General features: G+C 47.9%; 15 protein-coding genes and 1 tRNA gene. 10 read left to right on the plus strand and 6 right to left on the minus strand.

The features are described from left to right. Positions 1-169 precede the first annotated feature (169 nt). The 3 genes from BFP76_RS10685 (at position 170) to BFP76_RS10695 (ending at position 2,078) form a co-directional block, all read left to right on the plus strand. Entirely contained in the window at positions 170-1,228 is a 1,059-nt protein-coding gene (locus BFP76_RS10685) for an outer membrane beta-barrel protein (protein WP_099593484.1), read from the plus strand. Between the two features lie 101 nt (positions 1,229-1,329). After that, on the plus strand, positions 1,330-1,626 hold the full coding sequence (locus BFP76_RS10690) for an ArsR/SmtB family transcription factor (protein WP_240514031.1): 297 nt from the start codon (positions 1,330-1,332) through the stop codon (positions 1,624-1,626). A gap of 2 nt (positions 1,627-1,628) precedes the next feature. Next, complete coding sequence (locus BFP76_RS10695; RefSeq protein WP_099593488.1) at positions 1,629-2,078, plus strand: SRPBCC family protein; 450 nt, start codon at positions 1,629-1,631, stop codon at positions 2,076-2,078. 61 nt (positions 2,079-2,139) lie between these two features. On the opposite strand, the gene tig is transcribed toward BFP76_RS10695, so the two are convergent. Together tig and BFP76_RS10705 are read right to left on the minus strand one after the other, a co-directional pair. Then, positions 2,140-3,468, minus strand: coding sequence for a trigger factor (tig, locus tag BFP76_RS10700; protein WP_099593489.1), 1,329 nt, complete (start codon positions 3,466-3,468; stop codon positions 2,140-2,142). Positions 3,469-3,633: 165 nt separating this feature from the next. Further along, a tRNA-Leu gene (locus tag BFP76_RS10705) sits at positions 3,634-3,718 on the minus strand. Positions 3,719-4,027: 309 nt separating this feature from the next. Here BFP76_RS10705 and BFP76_RS10710 point away from each other — a divergent pair. Both BFP76_RS10710 and glnA read left to right on the plus strand, forming a co-directional pair. After that, the gene (locus BFP76_RS10710) at positions 4,028-4,366 is read left to right on the plus strand and encodes a P-II family nitrogen regulator (RefSeq protein WP_099593491.1); all 339 of its coding nucleotides are present in this window, start codon (positions 4,028-4,030) and stop codon (positions 4,364-4,366) included. Positions 4,367-4,397: 31 nt separating this feature from the next. After that, positions 4,398-5,804 (plus strand): type I glutamate--ammonia ligase, encoded by a 1,407-nt coding sequence (gene glnA, locus BFP76_RS10715; protein ID WP_099593493.1) that lies wholly within the window; start codon positions 4,398-4,400, stop codon positions 5,802-5,804. A 59-nt stretch (positions 5,805-5,863) separates the two neighbouring features. On the opposite strand, the gene BFP76_RS10720 is transcribed toward glnA, so the two are convergent. Next, positions 5,864-6,652: a heme-dependent oxidative N-demethylase family protein gene (locus tag BFP76_RS10720; RefSeq protein WP_099594085.1), complete on the minus strand. Its 789-nt coding sequence runs from the start codon at positions 6,650-6,652 to the stop codon at positions 5,864-5,866. A 122-nt stretch (positions 6,653-6,774) separates the two neighbouring features. On the opposite strand from BFP76_RS10720, the gene BFP76_RS10725 reads away from it, so the two are divergent. Together BFP76_RS10725 and dddP are read left to right on the plus strand one after the other, a co-directional pair. Continuing rightward, positions 6,775-7,209 carry a DUF4345 domain-containing protein gene (locus BFP76_RS10725; RefSeq protein WP_099593495.1) on the plus strand — a complete coding sequence of 145 codons (435 nt, stop codon included), beginning with the start codon at positions 6,775-6,777 and terminating at the stop codon, positions 7,207-7,209. Positions 7,210-7,287: 78 nt separating this feature from the next. Then, positions 7,288-8,619 carry a dimethylsulfonioproprionate lyase DddP gene (gene dddP, locus BFP76_RS10730; RefSeq protein ID WP_099594087.1) on the plus strand — a complete coding sequence of 444 codons (1,332 nt, stop codon included), beginning with the start codon at positions 7,288-7,290 and terminating at the stop codon, positions 8,617-8,619. On the opposite strand, the gene BFP76_RS10735 is transcribed toward dddP, so the two are convergent. Continuing rightward, entirely contained in the window at positions 8,616-10,022 is a 1,407-nt protein-coding gene (locus BFP76_RS10735; RefSeq protein WP_099593497.1) for an MATE family efflux transporter, read from the minus strand. The genes dddP and BFP76_RS10735 overlap by 4 nt on opposite strands. 253 nt (positions 10,023-10,275) lie before the next feature. On the opposite strand from BFP76_RS10735, the gene BFP76_RS10740 reads away from it, so the two are divergent. From BFP76_RS10740 to BFP76_RS10750, 3 genes are all read left to right on the plus strand, one after another. Then, a complete protein-coding gene (locus tag BFP76_RS10740) occupies positions 10,276-10,737 on the plus strand; it encodes a hypothetical protein (RefSeq protein WP_099593499.1) in 462 nt (153 codons plus the stop codon). 71 nt (positions 10,738-10,808) lie between these two features. Next, positions 10,809-12,791, plus strand: a complete 1,983-nt coding sequence (parE, locus tag BFP76_RS10745; RefSeq protein WP_099593501.1) for a DNA topoisomerase IV subunit B — start codon at positions 10,809-10,811, stop codon at positions 12,789-12,791. Positions 12,792-12,870: 79 nt separating this feature from the next. Next, positions 12,871-13,833: a COG2958 family protein gene (locus BFP76_RS10750; RefSeq protein ID WP_099593503.1), complete on the plus strand. Its 963-nt coding sequence runs from the start codon at positions 12,871-12,873 to the stop codon at positions 13,831-13,833. A gap of 86 nt (positions 13,834-13,919) precedes the next feature. On the opposite strand, the gene BFP76_RS10755 is transcribed toward BFP76_RS10750, so the two are convergent. Both BFP76_RS10755 and BFP76_RS10760 read right to left on the minus strand, forming a co-directional pair. Further along, positions 13,920-14,273: a hypothetical protein gene (locus BFP76_RS10755; protein ID WP_099593505.1), complete on the minus strand. Its 354-nt coding sequence runs from the start codon at positions 14,271-14,273 to the stop codon at positions 13,920-13,922. 156 nt (positions 14,274-14,429) lie between these two features. Further along, positions 14,430-16,244 (minus strand): ABC-F family ATP-binding cassette domain-containing protein, encoded by a 1,815-nt coding sequence (locus BFP76_RS10760; protein WP_099593506.1) that lies wholly within the window; start codon positions 16,242-16,244, stop codon positions 14,430-14,432. Between the last annotated feature and the right edge of the window lie 63 nt (positions 16,245-16,307).

Genomic DNA, 16,307 nt, shown 5'->3' on the forward strand with positions numbered 1-16,307 from the left:
TCGAACTTATCTGGGATCAAAACAAATTTACCTTAATTTCTGGTGAATTATTTGTGGTGTAAAAATGCCACGAGCCTAAATTCCCCCGCGTCACAAATGTCACATTGCGTTTGACCACAACCACATTGTCGCACTAACGTAATCGTGAAGTTTCTAGGGAGAGAGCATCATGAAAATAAAAACAATTTTGGCGTCAGGTGCAGCCGCGTCAACACTCATCGCATCATCCGCTTTTGCTGGCGGTATGGATCGCGCAACATTCAGCCCAAGCATCTTGTTTGAACAAGGCAACTATGCAGAGGCAACATTGGGTTTAACACTACCAAGTGTTTCACCTGCTGGCGCGCCTCATGCATTTAATGTTGCGGAATCTTTCACAACATTGAAATTTGGCTATAAACACCAATTCAATGACAAACTGGCAGTGGCATTCGTTTACAACAACAATCCAATTGGTGTTGATATCAACTACGCTTCATTGGGGAGCCCTCTTCGCGGCTCAGTAGATTCAACCTCAGCGACCTTGCTTGCTAAGTATTCATTTACCGATCGTTTTAGCGCCTATGGCGGTGTTAAACATCAATGGGCCAAAGCAACAGCAGACCTAACGCCAAATGGTATTCCAGAGCCAACTACGTTCTCAAAAGACTCTGATACTGGATATATCCTCGGTGTCGCCTATGAAATTCCTGACATCGCTTTGCGTGTTTCATTGTCTTATGAATCAGAGCTTGAATTTGATCTGGATACAATCGGTGCCGGTTCTGGTACAAATTATGGCGCCACCACTGCGGGTTCGCCAGAAGCATACACACTAGAATTCCAATCTGGTATTGCTACAGACACATTGTTATTTGGTAGCGTACGCCGCGCAAAATGGTCAGATTCCAACATCATTCTACCCGCAGCATTTGGCTCGACCCCACTATCAAACTTCGAAGACACGACATCTTACTCTCTGGGCATTGGCCGCAAAATTAGTGACGCATTTTCAATGTCTGTAACATTGTCTTACGAAGAATCTGGCGCTGAACCAGTAAGCCCACTTGCACCGACCAACGGCATCGCGGGCATCGGAATTGGTGGTGCATATACGGCTGCCAATGGTGTGAAAACATCAATGGGTATTAACTACTCGAAACGTGGAGATGCCGTTACATCAGCGGGAACAAATTTCGCAGATAACGAAGTTATCACAATGGGCTTGAAAGTTTCAAAAAGCTTCTAATACATTGTAAAATATAATAATTAAGCCCGCCTTGTGCGGGCTTTTTTATGCGCGGTTGACTTTTCGTAAGATTCTACTTACCGTAAGCCATGACTTACGATATGATTTTCACTGCCCTCGCCGATCCGCGCCGTCGCAACATATTGCAACAGATTGCAACGCAACCCATGTCGGTGGCGCAACTGGCTGATCAACATAACGTCAGCCGCCCCGCAATTTCGCAACATCTCAAAATCCTGACTGATGCTGGACTGCTATCCGTCACGCCAAAGGGCACCAAACGGATCTATCAGATTAATCGCGATGGGCTGGAACCCGTGCGCGCCTATATCGACGGGTTTTGGGATGATGCGCTCACCGCTTTTCAAGACCACATTATCAACCAAACAAAGGATTAATCATGCTGCCACCTGTCATTAAAACCATCACGGTTCCCTGCCCGCCCAAACACGCGTTTGATACCTTCACCAAAGACATTGATACGTGGTGGCCCAAGGAAAAAAACAGCGTTTCCGCCATGAATGGCGCGGTGGCGCAACGTGTTGTAATGGAACCAAAAACCGGCGGTGCAATTGTAGAAACCGATCACACAGGCACGGATTTAGTCTGGGGGTCTGTCACCGAATTTTCACCCCATACCAAACTGGCGCTCGCATGGCATATCAATCTGGAACCCAAAGATGCAACATTTGTTGAGGTCACGTTTGAACCCAGCAGCACTGGCACAACAGTCACCCTAAAACATTACGGCTGGGAAGCATTCGGCGACAAGGCGCAGGATATGCATGATGGCTATAACGCGGGTTGGGTGGGTGTGTTTGAAACCGCCTTCGCCAATGCCTGTTCATAGACATCCACATAAAAAAAGAGCGCCACTTGGGCGCTCTTTCAATCCGTAATCTGAAAACAGATTAAGCGTCCAATTCTTCAACTGCTTTTTGCAGCTCTTCTTTGGTCACTTCTTTTTCTGTCGTTTTTGCATTTTCTACAATGTAATCAACAACTTTGTCTTCAAAGATTGGTGCGCGTAGCTGTTGCTGCATCTGCTGGTTTTTCTGAATGAATTCAAAGAATTCACGCTCTTGACCAGGGTAGTTTTGCACCTGTTGCATCACCGCTTGCTGCATTTCTGCGTCTGTCACTTCGATCTTTTGGATCTGACCAACTTCTGCAAGCAACAAGCCCAAACGCACGCGGCGTTCTGCCAATTTGTTATGCTCGTCTGTTGGTGTGATTTCTGGGTGATCGTGGCCCTGAACATCTGGGTTCTCTTCGTGCCACAACTGATGTGCGATTTGGTTTGCTTCGGCTGTGATCAAGCTTTCTGGCAATTCAAATGTCACCAATGAATCCAAAGCATCCATCAAATCGCGCTTCATCACCATACGTGCCGCACCAGCATATTCCGCTTCTAGGCGCTCGCCGATTTGTTTTTTCAAATCATCAAGGCTCTCTGCGCCAAATTTTTTGGCCAATTCATCGTCAAGAGCGGCTGCTTTTGGCTCTTTCACTTCTTTCACTTTGCATTCAAAAACAGCGGCTTTACCAGCCAAGTTTTCAGCGCCGTAATTTTCAGGGAAATCAACGTTTACAACAACATCTTCGCCTGCTTTGGCACCAACCAACTGTTCCTCGAAACCGGGGATAAAGCTGTTTGAACCCAGAACCAGCGGATAATCATCTGCTTGACCGCCATCAAATGCAACATCGTCAACTTTGCCCAAGAAATCGATAACCACTTGGTCACCGTCTTTTGCTTTGCTGCCTTTTTTGCGTGGCTCAAAGTTTTGCGCAGTTTCTGCCAAGTTTGCCAATGCTTCGTCGATATCCGCATCTGCTGGCTTAACAGTCAATTTTTCCAATTTCACTTTGGAAAAATCTGTTTCTGGCACGTCTGGAAGGCGTTCATAGTTCAATGAAACCTCTACATCGTCGCCCTCTTTCCAATCATCATTGGTCATTTTAACATCAGGTTGGCCCGCTGGACGGTCGCCTGATTTTTCAAAATGCTCGTTCATTGCGCCATCAATGCTTTCTTGCATTGCTTCGCCCAAAACTTGCTGACCGAATTGTTTTTTCAACAACGCTTTTGGAACTTTACCCTTGCGAAAACCCTTCATTTCGATGGTTGGCGCGGCTTCTTCCAATTTGGCATCAACTTTGTCTGCCAATTCTTTTGCTGTTAAAACAATGGTATAGCCTCGTTTCAGGCCTTCGTTCAACGTTTCGGTCACTTGCATTTTGCGGTCCTTTTAACTGGGGTTTGGCCACACGCCATAACCCACATGCATGGGAAAAACTGACGTCCTTTTAGGGATGGAACGGCATGGGTGCAAGGGCAGATTTTTAAGGGAAAAATTGCGCAAATATGCGCTTGTCTTGGTTTTCATCAATATAAAGTAAGATGGTACGGGTGAAGGGACTTGAACCCCCACGCCTCGCGGCGCCAGAACCTAAATCTGGTGCGTCTACCAATTCCGCCACACCCGCACATATATTCGATTCATATCTCGAATGACGTGCCTTCTAGCGCAAGTATTTGTGGGATGTAAGAGCAAAATTGATCAAATTCGTAAAATTTTTCACCGATCAATATTGCCTATGAATATGGCATGTCTGAATGTTGCAAAACGCGGCACCTTTCTGCATCGCCTAATTATTGCGCATTATGCCCAATTATTGTGCAAATAGATCAACAAACACCCCCTTCACCATCGTCAAAGCGTATCCGAATTGCAAAGCTGCACAAAAGATGGCTGAAACACATGCAGCATATTAATTTTCGGAGACTTCAGCCCCATGAAAAAGATCGAAGCGATCATCAAGCCATTTAAATTGGACGAAGTGAAAGAAGCCTTGCAAGAGGTTGGCGTCCAAGGTCTGTCCGTTATCGAAGCCAAAGGTTTTGGCCGTCAAAAAGGACATACAGAATTATACCGCGGTGCGGAATACGTTGTGGATTTCCTGCCAAAGGTAAAAATCGAATTGGTGATTTCTGACGATCAATTGGAACCAGCGATCGAGGCGATCATCGACGCCGCGCGCACCGAAAAAATCGGCGACGGGAAAATTTTCGTCTCTGACATTGAACAAGCCATCCGTATTCGCACAGGCGAAAACGGCGTGGACGCACTTTAACTAACGCATCATAAGAAGAGGAGCACTCAACATGAGCGCAAAAGATTTAGTAAAACGTATCGCGGACGAAGACATTCAATATGTCGACATCCGTTTCACCGACCCGCGCGGCAAGCTACAGCACGTTACAGTGATCAATGACGAAGTCGACGAAGACTTCCTCGAAGGTGGTTTCATGTTTGATGGTTCATCCATCGCAGGTTGGAAATCCATCGACAAATCAGACATGAAGTTGATCGTGGACACAGAATCCGCATATCTTGATCCATTCTATGCTGAAAAAACATTGGCTGTTCACTGTCACGTTGTTGAACCAGACACTGGTGAAACATATGATCGTTGCCCACGTTCAACAGCAATGCGCGCCGAAGAATATTTGGTAGCATCTGGTATTGGTGACACATCTTTCTTTGGCCCAGAGGCCGAATTCTTCCTATTTGATGATGTGCGTTTTTCAAACACAATCAACAAAGTGTCTTACGAAATTGATGCTGCTGATGCGTCATGGAACACAGACACCGAATATGAAATGGGCAACATGGGCCACCGCCCTGGTATCAAAGGCGGCTATTTCCCTGTAAACCCAACAGACGCGGCACAAGATTTGCGTTCTGAAATGCTTTCAACCATGAAATCAATCGGCATGAAAGTTGACAAACACCACCACGAGGTTGCGTCATGTCAGCACGAGTTGGGCTTGGTTTTCGGCACGTTGACCAAACAAGCGGACGAGCTTCAAAAATACAAATACATCGTTCACAATGTTGCACATGCCTACGGTAAATCTGCGACATTCATGCCAAAACCAATCGCTGGTGATAACGGCACAGGCATGCACGTGAACATGTCCATCTGGAAAGACGGCAAACCATTGTTCGCAGGCGACAAATACGCTGACCTGTCACAAGAAGCGCTGTATTTCATCGGTGGTATCTTGAAACACGCCAAAGCGTTGAACGCGATCACAAACCCATCCACAAACAGCTACAAGCGTTTGATCCCCGGTTTTGAAGCACCAGTTCTACGTGCATATTCTGCGTCTAACCGTTCTGGCTGTGTGCGTATCCCATTCGCCGAAAGTCCAAAGGCAAAACGCGTAGAGGCTCGTTTCCCAGATCCAGCAGCAAACCCATACTTGTGTTTCTCTGCTCTGTTGATGGCTGGCCTTGACGGTATCAAAAACAAAATTGATCCAGGCGAAGCATCTGACAAAGATTTGTACGATCTACCAGCCGAAGAATTGGCAGGCATTCCAACAGTATGTGGTTCATTGCGCGAAGCATTGGAATCACTCGAGGCTGATATGGACTTCTTGACCGAAGGTGGCGTTTTCACAAAATCTCAAATCGAAGGTTACATTGCTTTGAAATGGGAAGAAGTGTTCAAATACGAGCACACGCCACACCCAGTTGAATATGGCATGTACTACAGCTGCTAATCAGTTGATGAATAACGAAAAGGCCCTGTATTTGCGGGGCCTTTTTTTATGGGTGGTTTTTAAAGTGTGGTTAATGTTTCGCGCTGCTCTTGGCTGAGCTTGTTCATTGGCACCACAATTGTATGAATACCAAACACCGTCGTTCCCGTTTGCGGTAAAAATCGCAAAGATTGGCGTTCCACACGCATCCAACCCTGCCCAATTGGCGCGGGTCGATGGGGTGCATTTTCGGATCGCGGTTGATGCAAATCGGGATCGGCGTAAACCAACCAATTGGCACGCCATAACGCCCGCCCATCGCGCATGGTGTCAAACATGCGCTGCACACGGCGCGCAATATCATCGTTAAATGCAGGCACAGGCACATGAATGCGCGACATCGGTTTGCCGATTTTTTCCGATAACGTCCAACTGGCGGGAAAACAAAGTGCTGCACCTTGCAACACATGTTCATCACCCGCTTTGCCCATCAGGCAAAAATCCTGTTGCACCAATCGACGTGCGGTGATCAGCGGATGATCATCATTTCGCGCAATAACAACCCCATCAGGGCGCGTCACAGTTTGATCCGTAATCTGATAATCTGGGCGTGCGTGCAACGATGCAATCACCATATCCAAAAGCTCTGCCGCGGCATCGCTTGCTATGTTTTCCATCGCAAAAACCGCATCGCGCTTTTTGTCCAACAGATGATCGGCATAAGCCATCTGTTGATCAAACGCATCATCCACCAATAACCAATCCGCCGGTTCCAACGGGTTCATCCCCGGCAAACGAGAAAGCCTCTGCTCTGCCCAAGGCGACAGCGATAATTGTGATTGGCAGATGTTTTGAAAATCAATCGTCATGCGCATCTTTTGACAATCAACCGCTGCAAAAACAAGTGTGACAGTTTGTGTAAATATCACGCCAAATTTGATGGGCAAAAAATTTCTTTTGAAAAACCAATGAATTGTGCCACATTTTGCCTATGTCATTCTCGTTACTCAGATTTACGCTCTATATTACAGGGCTGATGATCGTGGCCATCGGCGCGAGCATCTATCTGTTTGGGATATACCCAATGGCACAAATTTTCGCCCCAATGGCAGATATATTGCTGGGCGATATTGCCCCGCTTGATCAATTGAACCACCCCGATATCGACAGCGAAATGCGGTTCTTGGCGATATTTTATGTGGCTTACGGCATGATCGTATTAAATACCGCATCTGATTTACGCCGGCGAATGCATCGCATTCCATTATTGGCAACGGTGGTATTGTTGGGCGCAGTTGGGCGCGGAATTTCGATATATTTCAATGGCATGCCACATGGGATCATGTTGATATTGCTCAGCGTTGAAATCGTCGTGCCGCTGTTCATCATCATGCTTCAGCAACGCGCAAAACGGCGATTATTCTAAAAAACGACATGATCGCGGCGCAAATTGGCGATACGCGGCGGATAAATCAGACTTTGCTTAACCTGCGGAGGATTGATTTTGAACGACCATTACGCATCAATGCGAAAAATCGACCCAACGGCGGGCGCCACCCTGCCCGATGGAACGCCCAATATTGCCGATCGCATCGAAATCGGGCCAAGTTTACTGGCCTTGGATGAATGGAAATTGGCGGGGCTAACCCTGCCTGATTTGCCTGCCATGCGTAAATTTCGCTGGCAACGCTTGGTCGATCATATCAATGCCCGTGATTACGGCGGGTTGTTGATTTTTGATCCGCTCAATATTCGATACGCCACTGACAGCACCAATATGCAGTTGTGGAATACGCATAATCCATTTCGAGCGGCACTGATCTGTGCCGATGGTTATATGGTGGTTTGGGATTATAAAAACGCCATGTTCCTGTCAGAATTTAACCCATTGGTGCGCGAACAACGATCGGGTGCTGATCTGTTTTATTTTGATCGCGGCGATATGGTGGATGCGGGTGCGGATACATTCGCAAAAGAGGTGCACGATCTGATCAATCAACATGGCGGTGGCAATTTGCGCCTTGGGGTGGACAAGGCAATGTTCACAGGGTTTCGCGCGCTAATGGCACAGGGTTTTGAAATCATGAACGGTGAAGAGCTCACCGAAAAGGCGCGATCAATCAAAGGTGTTGATGAAATTCATGCTATGCGATGCGCCCATCATGCCGCCGAAACGGCGGTACACGAAATGCAAGATGCGGTGCGCATTGGAATGTCGGAAAATGAAATCTGGGCCGAATTGCACCGCGCCAATATCGCGCGTGGTGGTGAATGGATTGAAACGCGATTGCTCGCCACGGGGCCGCGCACAAATCCGTGGTTTCAGGAATGTGGCCCGCGCCAATTGCAAAACAATGAAATTCTGGCGTTCGATACAGATTTGATCGGCTGTTATGGCATGTGCATCGACATCAGCCGCACATGGTGGATTGGCGATCAATCCCCTCGCCCCGATATGATTACCGCCATGCGCCACGCCCATGATCATATCATGGAAAATATGGCGCTGTTAAAACCCGGTGTCACATGTGATGAACTGACATTCGGGGGGCATCAATTGGCGCCACAATATGTGCGCCAACAATATGGATGCCGTTTTCATGGGGTTGGTTTGTGCGATGAATGGCCATTGATCGCATATCCAGAAAACCACGTCACAGGCGCGTTCGATTATGAACTGAAGGCGGGTATGGTCCTGTGTGTCGAAGCCTTGGTCAGCCCAGAAAATGGCGATTTTTCAATCAAGCTGGAAGATCAGGTTTTAATCACAGAGGATGGTTATGAAAACCTCACGACCTATCCTTTTTGCCCGCATTTGATGGGTGAAACCCGCTAATTGTTGGGAACCATCGCGGGCTGTGCATTAAGCAATACGCGCAATCGCAGCCCCAGTAATATCGCCGCCAAGCCAAGCCCAAAAACAAGCCCCCACCAAACACCAGTTGCCCCCAGCCCAAATGTGAACCCAAGGAAATAGCTGGTTGGCAAACCAACAAACCAAAATGACACCACCGCAATCATCATCGGGATTAACGTATCTTTTAATCCGCGCAACAATGCCGACATAACCAATTGCAAGGCATCCACAATTTGAAACATTGCCGCGACAACCAACAAGGTTGAACCAAGTGCCACGATTTCAACAACACGGGTTTCTTCGCGATCCAAAAACAGCGGGATCAATCGATCGGGCAGAACCAGATACAACACCATCGTCACCACCGCAATTGCCACGGCCAAGATAACGGCCACGAATGATGCACGGCGCAATTCGTTGTTTTCGCTACGCCCCCAAAACCGCGCGGCACGCACGGTGGCCGCATTGGACATGCCAAGCGGGATCATGAAAAAGATCGTAACGATCTGTAAAACAATCCCATGTGTCGCCAGTGCCAATGTGCCAAACGCCCCAACCATCAATGTGGATGCGGTGAACAATCCCGTTTCCGCAAGCATGGACAGGCTGATCGGCCAACCTAATGAAAACACCTCTTTCAGACGGTGAAAATCAATTTGGAAAAACCCACGGTAAAACAAATATCCGCGAATTTCATCGCGCCAATAGGCATAGCATAAAAACGCAACCAATGTGGCGCTGGTGGTCATCACCGATGAAATCGCCGCCCCGCGTGCGCCCAATTCAGGCATACCAAAATTGCCAAATATGAACACATAGTTCAAAACCGCGTTCCAAATCGCACCCAGAACCACAACCCAAAACACCACTTGCGTGCGTTCAAGCGCTGAAAAAAAGCTGCGTGTGACAAACACCAATGCACCAGGGATCAATGCCCATTGCGCAATGGACATATATTGCCCCGCAATATGGGCAAGTTCGGGTTGTTGCCCCGTCAACAGCAGGAATTTTTCAAGAAAGCTCAGTGGAATAATCGCAAGCATACTGTAAACAAGCGCGATCAACGCGGCCATGCGTACCGATTGGCGCACCTCGCTATCGCGCCCTGCTGCAATCGCATTGGCCGCCATTGGCATCACCGCAAAGGCAAAGCCAGATCCGATCAACAACACAAGGATAAACACCTGTGTTGCCAAAATCGTACCTGCCAATTCTTCGACGCCATACCAGCCTAGCATGACCACATCCGTTGTTTGGATTAACATCTGTGCCAGATGCGATCCAACCAATGGTGTGCCCAATGCGAGCGTTGAACGAACGTGTGATGACCAGCTTTGCAAGCGTTTACCCGATAAATATGTTTTGCAAATCGCAAAAACCAAATGAACTTTTCGATCGCTATGTAATGTCTTGAACCAGAATGTATAATTTCTTCTTTAAAAAACGTGACTAAAATCACTGTTTTTTGTCAAGTTCGGAATAAATGTCACGTGGTTTTATTGAAACTGAAACAATCAATTCCTATCTGTTTGCCACGCCCAGAGGGAACATTGAAAAATGTTGGGTGATTACTGAGTTGCCGACGTCTGCTGTCGGTTGAATTAAGCCGCCACGCGATGTGGCAATGGGGATAAAATGTTAAAAGCTGCTGTTATCGTGGCCACGCTTGTGGCCTCTCCTGTTTTTGCAGGGTCTTGGAATGGGTCAACAACGGATGGGATCCGTCTGGCCAGTGTCACAACCAAATCTGCCGATGAATTGGCCGTGATGTGTGACGTTGGAATCAACGCCCCGATTTCAGCGGTGACAATGACGATCAACGGCACATCACCCATGCCAAATTCCACCGTCATGTTGCAATTTGACAAAGACGCGCCAATCTATGCCACCACCGATGATGAGGGCGGCATTGGCACATTCACCCACGAAGATGTCGCGCAATTCAACCGCATCATCACGTTGATGAAGTCCAAATCCAAGGTAAAGGCACGTTTGTTCAACGGTGAAACCGCCACATTCGCATTGCGCGGATCATCGGCGGCCATTGGTGATGAATGTGCGGTTCACGGCGATACAATGCAAATGGCCTCGCAATAATTGCTATACCCTGTGGGGTAACTTGTTCTATGATCTTGCAAAACGAGCAATAACGAGAATCAAGAGCCCCAATGGCCCCAAACGACCTATTCAAAGACGAACCTGAAAAATCATATGATGCATCCTCTATCCAAGTGTTGGAGGATATGGAACACGTGCGCCTGCGCCCTGGTATGTATATCGGTGGAACGGATGATCGCGCGCTGCATCACATGGTGGCGGAAATCATCGACAACTCGATGGACGAAGCGGTCGCAGGCCACGCCAATTGGATCGAGGTGGAATTGCACGCCAATTTCCACGTCACCATTCGTGATAACGGGCGGGGCATCCCCACGGATATGCACCCCAAATTCCCCGAAAAATCCGCACTGGAAATCATTTTCTGCACGCTCAACGCAGGCGGTAAATTTTCTGGCGATAGCTATGAAACATCCGGCGGCTTGCATGGGGTTGGTTCATCCGTGGTCAACGCCCTGTCCGATCACGTGCGGGTCGAGGTTGCGCGCAACCGCGAATTATTCGCAATGGATTTTTCACGCGGCATTCCCCAAACCAAATTGGAAAATCTGGGCTCCACGCAAAACCGTCGCGGCACCACGGTCACATTCCACCCTGATCCCGAAATCTTTGGCGCATCGGCAAAATTCAAACCAAAACGCCTGTATGACATGGCGAAATCCAAGGCCTATTTGTTTTCGGGCGTTGAAATCCGTTGGAAATGTGCACCCGAATGTCTGGGTTCAGGCGACGAAACACCGCTCACCGACACATTCCATTTCCCAAATGGATTGGCGGATTATCTGTCACAACGCCTTGAGGGTGCGAATACCTATTCCGATCAACCCTTCGCGGGCAAGGTACAATTCGCCGAAAAATTCGGAAACAACGAAATCGGCAATGTTGAATGGGCGATCAACTGGACCCCATCGCGCGATGCGTTCACCCAATCCTATTGTAACACCGTCCCCACACCAGAGGGCGGCACACATGAAAGCGGATTTTGGTCTGCGATCCTCAAGGGGATCAAGGCTTACGGCGAACTAGTGAACAACAAAAAGGCCGCGCAAATCACCCGTGATGATGTCATGGGCGGTGGCTGTGCGCTGGTGTCCGTATTCATTCGCGAACCCAAATTCGTGGGCCAAACCAAGGATCGCCTTGCCACGGTCGAGGCAACTCGCTTGGTTGAAAATTCCGTGCGTGACCATTTTGATAACTGGTTGGCGGCGAATAATAAATTCGCAGGTGCCATTCTGGATTATATGGTCCTTAAGGCCGAAGAGCGCCTCCGCCGTCGCCAAGAAAAAGAAACCGCACGCAAATCCGCCACCAAAAAACTCCGCCTGCCGGGCAAGCTAACGGATTGTTCCAATTCCGCACGCGAAGGCACCGAATTGTTTATCGTCGAGGGCGACAGCGCGGGCGGCAGCGCCAAAATGGCGCGTGATCGTAAAACCCAAGCGCTCTTGCCGCTGCGCGGTAAAATCCTCAACGTGTTGGGGGCGGCCTCCAATAAAATGGCGACGAATAACGAAATCAATGATCTGTGTCAGGCGCTAGGCGTTGGCATGGGTACGAAATTCAACGTCGAAGATTTGCGTTATGAAAAGGTCATCATCATGACCGATGCGGATGTTGACGGTGCCCATATCGCCAGCTTGCTCATGACATTTTTCTTTACCCAAATGCGCCCGCTGATTGATCAGGGTCATCTCTACATGGCCTGCCCGCCCCTGTTCCGCCTCACCCAAGGATCGCGCCGCGTTTATTGCATGGACGATCAGGAAAAAGACGAAATGCTGGCCAAAGGTTTGGGCGGTCGCGGTAAAATCGACATTTCACGATTCAAAGGTCTTGGCGAAATGGACGCCAAGGATTTGAAAGAAACCACAATGAAACCCGAAACCCGCCAATTGATCCGCATCACCATTGACGAAGACGAACCGGGCGAAACCGACAAACTCGTCGATCAACTCATGGGCAAAAAACCAGAGCTACGCTTTCAGTATATTCAGGAGAATGCGAAATTTGTTGAGGAGCTGGATGTATAAGTTTTCGCAAAAGCGAAAATCTTAGGCCGACAGCCAATTGCAATGCAATTGGTGAGAGGTGTTAGACAAGAGAGAAAAAATGCAATTTAGTATAAGCAAATTCGTATTAGAATTACTAAAGAGTTACCCTGAACAAAAATTTACCGCACGCGAAATCGGAGAATGGATAATGCAAAATTATCCCAAAGCGGTAGAAAATAAACGCAATAATAGTACTGCAAGAAAATTTCCACTCGATACTGACACCGCTATGTTAAACCAAATTGTCGCGGAGATAGGTTCACAACGTCCCCAAATTCAAAAAAAGCATCGTGACATCAAAACAACTGAAGGTCGACCTCGACAATTCTACTATAGCTTGAAATCCGATGATCAAGAGATACTTGATCTAAACCAGTTCGATCAAACCAATAAAAATTCAAACCATTCAGAACAAAAACTTTCAGAAGCAGACCTATACCCACTACTAGCAAATTATCTTGGAACTGAACTTTCGGTTTACAGTAAACGAATAGACGAACGTCGGTCCAAAAACAAAAATGGGTCAGGTGGAAACAAATGGCTATATCCTGATCTCGTTGGAATGGAAGATCTCAGTGCAAATTGGCACCCTGAGATTAAAAATAACGTAAAAGAGTACGCTGACAAAAAGACTAAACTCTGGTCATTCGAAGTAAAACTTATTGTAAACAGATCCAACGTACGAGAAGCTTATTTTCAAGCCGTAAGTAATTCAACTTGGGCAAATTTTGGGTATCTCGTCGCGGCAAATTTGGTAGGTGACAATACTTTAAAGGAACTTCGTGTCTTGTCAGGACTGCACGGAATTGGATTTATAAAATTAGATATCGAGAACATAAACGAAAGCCAGATACTTATTCCAAGCAAAGAGCGTTCTGATGTTGATTGGGATACGGCAAATCGACTAGCTGAAGAGAATACTGATTTTGTGAGTTATATTCAATTGGTACTTCAATTCTACCAAACCGGTGATGCTCGTCCAAATGATTGGGACCATAATCCATCTGAAGATTTTGCTTAATCCGCCACCCACATGTCCGCCACATGTCCCACGGGTGTCCGACGCATGTCCTACACACTAAAAAGTTAACGTGAAATTGGTTGGGATTAGTCCCACTCAAGCCGCATTTCTAGGCGCATCATACAGGCGTAAATTGCCAGTAAATTTTCATCCGCCAGCCCGCGCCATTCATGGCCTTCGCCATATCTGTCTTTCAACGTTTCGCGGGTTTTATCGTCTAAAAATCGCACACGGCGTTTTAATTCGGCGACGCGTTTTTCGACCAAAGCCACTGAATTCACTGCAAATTTTTCAAAAAATGGGGACAGGCCGATCACTTCGTGCATCAAATCCGCCTCTTGCTTGGGCGTCAGCGGTGCACGTTTGTTCGGCGCGGATTTTTGCGCAGTTTTACTTTTGACTGGTCGATGAAACTTTGACCAGATATTCGAAGTCGTCACAGTATCCCCCCACTCAATACATGCAAAAACACGTCTTTTTCATCGTTAAAAATATTAACGAGCGGTAACTTCTACTATAGGGGGTATAGTGCCCTTTTCTACCTGTCCTTTTAGACAGGTCGTTGACACAAGGTCAGCAATAAAAATGCAATGAAATCAAGCCTCTTCGGCTCGCATGGACAGTTCCAGCCATTCATCCTCTGCATTTTGCAGCGCGGTATTGCGTTCCACCAAACCATCGGTGGCTTTTTGAAACTTTACCGGTTCCTTAACGAACAGTTCGGGGTCGCTTAAAAACGTTTCTAACTTCGCAATTTCCGCCTGCAGACGATCAATTTCTGCGGGCAAAACCTTTAACCGATGCGCCTCGGTAAAGCTCAATTTATCATCGGATTGTTTGGGCTTTTCACCGACAGGTGCTTGTTTTTGCGACTTTTTCTTGGTTTTTTCGGCTTTTGCAACCGCACGTCGCTGGCTTTGATAATCAGACCAGCCACCCGCATAAACTGTGGCATTCCCATCGCCCTCTAATGCAATCGTCGTGGTCGCAACCCGATCCAGAAAATCACGGTCATGGCTGACCAACAGCACCGTGCCGTCATACCCATCCAGAATTTCCTGCATCAAATCCAGCGTTTCCACATCCAGATCATTCGTCGGCTCGTCCAAAATCAAAAGATTGCTTTCCTTGGCCATAATCCGCGCCAACAAAAGCCGCGCTTTTTCCCCGCCAGACAGAACGGAAACGGGGCCACGTGCTTGATTTTCATCAAATAAATATTCTTTGAGATATCCCACAACATGGCGCGGATTGCCGCGTACCATGATCTGATCATTCTTGCCCGACACGCCCAATTCTGGGTCCTCGGTCAAGCTATCCCATAATGACATTTCAGGGCGCAGCGCAGAACGGTTTTGATCAAAAACCGCAGGCAGCAATTTTTGCCCCATCCGCACAGAACCCGTATCAGGTGCAAGTTCGCCGGTCAGCATATTCAACACCGTGGTTTTACCCACACCATTTGGCCCCACCAATGCGATACGTTGGCCGCGCGTGACCTTGAGCGAAAAGTCGTGGATGATCGTGCGATCGTCAAATTTCTTTGATATATCAAGTGCTTCTAAAACCAGTTTGCCCGATTTTTGACCGCTATCGAGCACCATCGCGGCGGCACCCTTGCGCATGATTTGTCCGGCACGTTGTTCACGTAAATCGGCAAGGCGGCGAACCCTGCCCTGATTACGTTTGCGCCGTGCGGAAATGCCTTCTACCGCCCAACGTGCCTCTGATTTTATCAAACGGTTCAGCTTGTGGCGTTGTTGGTCTTCTTCTTCTAATACAGTATCGCGCCAATCCTCAAATGCCTCAAAACCCTTGGGGTTGTTGCGCACCATGCCGCGATCCACCCACAATGTGCCACGTGTGAGGCTTCGTAAAAATGCGCGGTCGTGTGAGATTAGGACAAACGCTTGATTTGTTTGCTTTAAATGATCTTCGAGCCATTCAATCGCTTGGATGTCCAGATGGTTTGTCGGCTCGTCCAGCAGCATTAAATCAGGTTCTTCGGCCACGATTTTACACAGTGCCGCGCGGCGCCGTTCCCCACCCGATGCGGTGGCAGGCGTGCGATCCAAATCAAGTTTCAAACCCTCGGCCACGATTTCAACCTTGTAAAAATCCGTTTCCAACAGATCAGAACGCGCATAATCGCCAAGGGTGGCATAATCGGCCAATTCGGGGTGCTGGTCCATGTAACCAACCGCCTTGCCCGGGCGCAAAAACCGCTCGCCATTATCAGGCTCGATCAATTTTGCCATCACCTTCATCAAGGTTGATTTGCCCGAACCGTTGCGCCCCACCAGACATAACCGATCGCCGTCATGAATGGACAGGGACAGCCCCGCAAAAACGGGATCACCGCCAAAGGTGAGATGAATATCAGAAAGGGTCAATATCGGAGGAGTAGCCATGCCAGTGCTATCTTGCATCTGATGGGCGGCGTCAAGGTGAATTGGCGTATGAAATATCGCAAA

The sequence above is a fragment of the Paramylibacter kogurei genome, from assembly GCF_002742285.1.
Lineage (GTDB): Bacteria > Pseudomonadota > Alphaproteobacteria > Rhodobacterales > Rhodobacteraceae > Amylibacter > Amylibacter kogurei.